Annotated in this window: 5 protein-coding genes; 2 read left to right on the forward strand and 3 right to left on the reverse strand. The window is 66.8% G+C overall.

The genetic code is table 11. The features are described 5' to 3' along the window. The 3 genes from AC2VON_RS11570 to AC2VON_RS11580 form a co-directional block, all read right to left on the reverse strand. On the reverse strand, positions 1-247 hold a 247-nt coding region (locus tag AC2VON_RS11570), incomplete at its 3' end, for a type II toxin-antitoxin system VapC family toxin (protein WP_486953093.1). Beyond that, positions 244-483 carry a type II toxin-antitoxin system Phd/YefM family antitoxin gene (locus AC2VON_RS11575; protein ID WP_486953094.1) on the reverse strand — a complete coding sequence of 80 codons (240 nt, stop codon included), beginning with the start codon at positions 481-483 and terminating at the stop codon, positions 244-246. The genes AC2VON_RS11570 and AC2VON_RS11575, both read right to left, overlap by 4 nt. Positions 484-592: 109 nt before the next feature. Continuing rightward, a complete protein-coding gene (locus AC2VON_RS11580) occupies positions 593-2,437 on the reverse strand; it encodes an MFS transporter (protein WP_486953095.1) in 1,845 nt (614 codons plus the stop codon). A gap of 173 nt (positions 2,438-2,610) precedes the next feature. On the opposite strand from AC2VON_RS11580, the gene AC2VON_RS11585 reads away from it, so the two are divergent. Continuing rightward, positions 2,611-3,438, forward strand: coding sequence for a hypothetical protein (locus AC2VON_RS11585; RefSeq protein WP_486953096.1), 828 nt, complete (start codon positions 2,611-2,613; stop codon positions 3,436-3,438). Positions 3,439-3,563: 125 nt separating this feature from the next. After that, positions 3,564-5,699 (forward strand): multifunctional oxoglutarate decarboxylase/oxoglutarate dehydrogenase thiamine pyrophosphate-binding subunit/dihydrolipoyllysine-residue succinyltransferase subunit (locus tag AC2VON_RS11590; RefSeq protein ID WP_486953097.1); only part of this gene is annotated, 2,136 nt, incomplete at its 3' end.

Consider the following 5,699-nt stretch of genomic DNA (forward strand, 5'->3'; position numbering starts at 1 on the left):
TCGCGTCCGGCGATTCGATGGGCAACTCCGAGGTGCTCATGTCGGCAAGGATGTCCGTCCACGCCGACAACAATGCTTCCCCATCGAGACGTCCGAGTCGGGTCTTGATCGAAATCTCCCAGGCCGAGGCGGCCGTTACCCACAGGTTCGTATCGGGGCTGGATAGGACTGTGAGGACTGGCGCAGCCAGCTGAGACGGGTCACTGACCAGCCACAGCAGTGTGTGGGTATCAAGGAGGACATTCACCCCTTGTCGCCTTCCCACGCCGCGAGTTCATCGTCTGGGAGAGTGTCGTCGAAATCGCTGGGCACCAATAGATTTGGTAATTGGCCGAAGCGTCGCGGTACTGCGACGATCGGCGTCAGCTGCGCCACGGGTTCGCCGTGGTTGGTGATGATGAACGAGTTGCCGGCCTTGACGTCCGCCAGGAGGCGGTTGAGCTGATTCTTGGCCTCAGTGCTGCTGACTTTCTCGATGGGCATGGCGGAACCGTACCACGATCAAGCTAGTCGCGCTAGCGTGGCTAGCTACCGATGGCGGGCCTGGGAGACCGCCGGCGCACTCGAACAGGCCGACGACAGGGTTCCCCAATCAGGGCCAGTCGTCGGGGTGGGAGTGCCGCCCGAAACCGACCGGGTCGGTGCGCCACACCTCGGACGGCAACGGCCGCTGTGGCACGACGCGGGCGGCCAGCGGCTCGGTATCGGGCCCGTCGTACTGCCGGGTTGCGCCCATGCCGGCTGAGGCGGGATACCAGTCTTGCCGATCATCGCCGGCGTGGTCCGCGGAGACGATCGGGATCAGCTCGGTGGGAGCGTCGGTGTCGCGAGCGCCGGTGTCGCCGGCAGCATCGTCGGCGACGTCGTCGATCGGGCCGGGTGTGTCTCCGGCCGTACCGGCCAGCGCCCAGCGCGGCTGTCGGACCGACGATTTCACGATCCCGACCATGAACAGTGCCGCGACCACGCCGAACAACGCGATGAACGCCGTCCATAGCGTCGACTCCGACATAGCCGCCGAAAACGGTTCGCGTAGCAGCTCGGGCAGCTGCAGCGCCGCCCCCGGCGCGTTGCCGTGGGACGGCGCCGCGCCGGGCAGCGACGGCATGTTCGCAGAGATGCGCGACGTCATGAACGCCGCCATACCGGCACCGCCGAGCACCGCGCCGAGTTGGCGGGTCGCGTTGTACACTCCCGAACCCACACCGGCAAGCTGCGGCGGCAGGTTGCGGGTGGCCGCGGCGGCCAGCGGTGACCAGATGAAGGCGTTGCCGACACCGACCCCGGTGAACGCCAGCACCAGCCGCCAGATCGGGGTGGTGGGGGCCATCTCCACAGCCAGCCAGGTCAACGTGATCGCCAGCACCGAGAACCCGAAGCCGATCACCGACCGCGGGTGTGACCGGTCGATGATCTTACCGACCGCCGGGGCAAGCAGGCCGGAGGAGATCGCCATCGGGGCAGTCAGCACCGCCGCCCGGGTGGGCGAGAGCCCACACACCGACTGCGCGTAGAACATGATCGGCAGCGCCATCGCGGTAGCCACGCAGCCGATGACGGCCACCCCGAGACTGGACAGGGTGAAGTCGCGGTCGCCGAAGATGCTCAGCGCGATCAGCGGTTCACCGGTGTTGGTTGCCTGCCGGTAGACGAACGCCACCAGCAACCCCAGGCCGGCCAGCAGCATCGCCATGATCCACGCTGCCCAGCCGTTGGACTCCCCCTCCTGCAGGGCGAAGACGACGAGGAACACCGCCGTCCCGGACAAGCCGACACCGATCAGATCGAACCGGTGCGGGTGGGTCGGCAGATCCGGTATCTGCCAGATCGCCAGCGCCAAACCGACGCCACCGACCGGCACGTTGACGAAGAAGATCCACTCCCAGCCCAGCCAATCCACCAGCACACCGCCCGCCAGCGGCCCGACCAGGGTGGCGACGCCGGCAGTGGTGCCCCACACGCTCATCGCCATGCCACGACGCTGCGGCGGGAAGATCCTGGTGATCACCGACAGGGTCTGCGGGGTGAGCAGTCCGGCGCCGATGCCCTGCACCGCCCGCGCGGCGATCAACATCTCGATGCCGCCGGCCAGGCCGCACCACAGCGAGGCGACGGTGAACACCGCCAGGCCGATCAGGTAGAGGTTCTTCGGGCCGAACCGGTCACCGAGCCGGCCGGCCACCAGCAGCGGCACCGTGTAGGCGAGCAGATAGGCACTGGTGACCCAGATCACGGTGTCGTAGCCGATCTCCAGTGCGGTCATGATGCTGGGGTTGGCGACCGCGACGATGGTGGAGTCGAGCAGGATCATGAAGAAGCCGACCATCATCGCCCACAGCGCGTTCCACGGGTTGGCCGGTGGAGCAGGGCGGGCCCGCGTCGGGCGGGCGCGGCGCACGCTGTGACCGGGTCCCGTCCGGCTCGGCGTGGCGGTCATATCCTCACCTTGTGTCGGTCCCACCTCGTGCGACGCTACGGACAGAAGCCGTTGCGGACAACTCCGCCCGACGGCGAGGACAGTCGCTGGCGGGCAATTCGCCCGGCCGCCTGGGGACGCTAGCCTGAAAGCCTGGACGCACCCGACCAGGACGGATCAGGACGGAGGGTGTCATGGGCACCCGGCAACACGGGCCGACGCGGAATCCGCCACCGTCGGCCGACGACTGCAAGCCCGGCACGGCGGCCCGCGTGCTGTCGCGCGTTATCGAGCGCAGCGCCCGGGTGCAGCGCCCCGCGGTGCGGGCCTATGTACAGCGGTTGCGGGACGCCCGCCCGGGCGCTGACCCCGCCGACGTCGTCGCGAAACTGGAGAAACGCTATCTGGCCGCGGTGACCGTCAGCGGTGCGGCGGTGGGTTGTTGGGCGGTGTTGCCCGCCATCGGCACGCTGGCTGCGCTGTCGGCGATCGCCGGGGAGACCGCGGTGTTTCTCGAGGCGACAGCGTTGTTTGTGCTGGCCGTCGCGGAGGTGCACGACATCCCCGCCGACGACCGGGAGCAACGCCGCGCCCTGGTGGTGGCCGTGCTGGTCGACCCCGACAGCAGGGACGCCAAGCGCGCGGTGGCGGACCTGCTCGGTCCCGGCCGCACCCACGGTGCGTGGCTGGCAGCGGGGGCAGCGGGGGCACTGTCGATGCCGGTGGTCCCACTGTCGAGGATGTCGGAGTTGAACACCCGTTTGCTGCGGTACTTCGTCCGGCGCTACACCGTGCGGCGCGGTGCGCTGGTGTTCGGCAAGCTGCTGCCGGCGGGTATCGGGGTGCTGATCGGCGCGGTGGGCAACCGCAAGATGGGCAAGAAGATCGTCACCAATGCTCGCACGGCGTTCGGTGAGGCGCCCGCCCGCTGGCCGGTGACCTTGCACCTGTTACCGGCGCCGCGCCAAGGCGACACCGGACCGGAAGACAACGCACCTGGCGGAATAGCTGCGAAGGGTTAGCCTTATGAGGGTGAAAGCATTCGGGATCACCGCAGACCAAAGCCAAGGACCGGGGATGTCCGGACACACCCAGACGTGGCGAACGTGGTTTGCCGAAAGATGAGGAATCGAGGCGAGTAGCTGTCGTGAGCGGTGTCAGTTCACCCTTCGGTCAGAATGAATGGCTAGTCGAGGAGATGTACCGCAAGTTCCGTGACGACCCGTCCTCGGTCGACTCGAGCTGGCATGACTTTCTGGTCGACTACAACCCGGAGCCGGCCGCAGCCACGCCGTCGCCGCCGATCGTCAAGCCCCCGGCGAAGCTCACCGAGTCGTCGGAGTCGTGGGTGCGCTCGGCGTCACGGGCCGCCTCGGCGGTCGAATCCAGCGCTGCAGCGCCGGCCGAGGGCGACCAGGTGCAGGTACTGCGCGGCGCGGCCGCCGCCGTGGTCAAGAACATGTCCGCCTCGCTGGAGGTGCCGACCGCGACCAGCGTGCGGGCCATACCGGCCAAGTTGATGATCGACAACCGCACCGTGATCAACAACCATCTCAAACGCACCCGTGGCGGCAAGATCTCTTTTACTCATCTGCTCGGCTACGCAATGGTGCAGGCGATCAAGCAGTTCCCCCACATGAACCGGCACTTTGCCGAGGTCGGCGGCAAGCCCAGCGCCGTCACACCCGCGCACACCAACCTGGGGTTGGCGATCGACCTGCAGGGTGCTGACGGCCAGCGGTCGCTGGTGGTGGCTGGCATCAAAGGCTGCGAGACCATGCACTTCGCCCAGTTCGTCGCGGCTTACGAAGACATCGTGCGCCGGGCCCGGGACGGCAAGCTGACCACCGAAGACTTTGCCGACGTGACCATCTCGCTGACCAACCCCGGCACCATCGGCACCGTGCACTCGGTGCCCCGGCTGATGACCGGCCAGGGAGCCATCATCGGGGTCGGCGCGATGGAATACCCCGCCGAATTCCAGGGAGCCAGCGAACAGCGGATCGCAGAACTCGGTGTAGGCAAGCTAATCACCCTGACCTCGACCTATGATCACCGCATCATCGCGGGTGCGGAATCCGGCGACTTTCTGCGCTGCATGCACGAAATGCTGCTCTCCGACGAATTCTGGGACGAGATCTTCCTCGGGCTGGGCCTCCCGTACGAACCGGTGCGCTGGCGCCCGGATAACCCCGACTCGATCGTCGACAAGAACGCCCGGGTCGTCGAGTTGATTGCGGCCTACCGCAACCGCGGACACCTGATCGCCGATATCGACCCACTGCGGCTGGACAACACGCGGTTTCGCAGCCACCCCGACCTCGACGTGCTGACCCACGACCTGACGCTGTGGGATTTAGACCGCGAATTCAAGATCGACGGAGTCCCCGGCGGGAAGCGGCGCAAGCTGCGTGACGTGTTGTCGGTGTTGCGCGACGCCTACTGCCGCCACGTCGGAGTGGAATACACCCATATCCTCGAGTCCAAGCAGCAGGAATGGCTGCAGCAGCGCCTTGAAGCCAAACACGTCAAACCGACTGTGGCCCAACAGAAGTACATACTGAGCAAACTCAACGCGGCGGAGGCCTTCGAAAACTTCCTGCAGACCAAGTACATAGGGCAGAAGCGGTTCTCCCTGGAAGGCGCCGAGACCGTCATTCCGATGATGGACGGCGCAATCGACCAGTGCGCCGAATACGGACTCGACGAAGTCGTGATCGGCATGCCGCACCGCGGCCGGCTCAACGTACTGGCCAACATCGTCGGCAAACCCTACTCGCAGATCTTCACCGAGTTCGAGGGCAACCTCGACCCGTCGCAGACGCACGGCTCCGGCGACGTCAAGTATCACCTCGGCGCCACCGGCCTCTATTTGCAGATGTTCGGCGACAACGAGATTCAGGTGTCGCTGACCGCCAACCCGTCGCACCTGGAGGCGGGCGACCCGGTGCTGGAGGGACTCGTCCGGGCCAGGCAGGACCTGCTCGATCGGGGCACTCGCGACAGCGAAGACCAGCGGGCCTTCTCGGTGGTGCCGATGATGTTGCACGGCGACGCCGCGTTCGCCAGCCAGGGCGTGGTCGCCGAGACGCTGAATATGGCGCTGCTTCCGGGCTATAGGGTCGGCGGCACCATCCACATCGTCGTCAACAACCAGATCGGCTTCACGACCGCGCCCGAGCATGCCCGGTCCAGCGAATACTGCACCGACGTCGCCAAGATGCTCGGCGCGCCGATCTTCCACGTCAACGGCGACGACCCGGAGGCGTGTGTGTGGGTGGCG

The sequence above is a fragment of the Mycobacterium sp. TH-M82 genome (assembly GCF_057473605.1).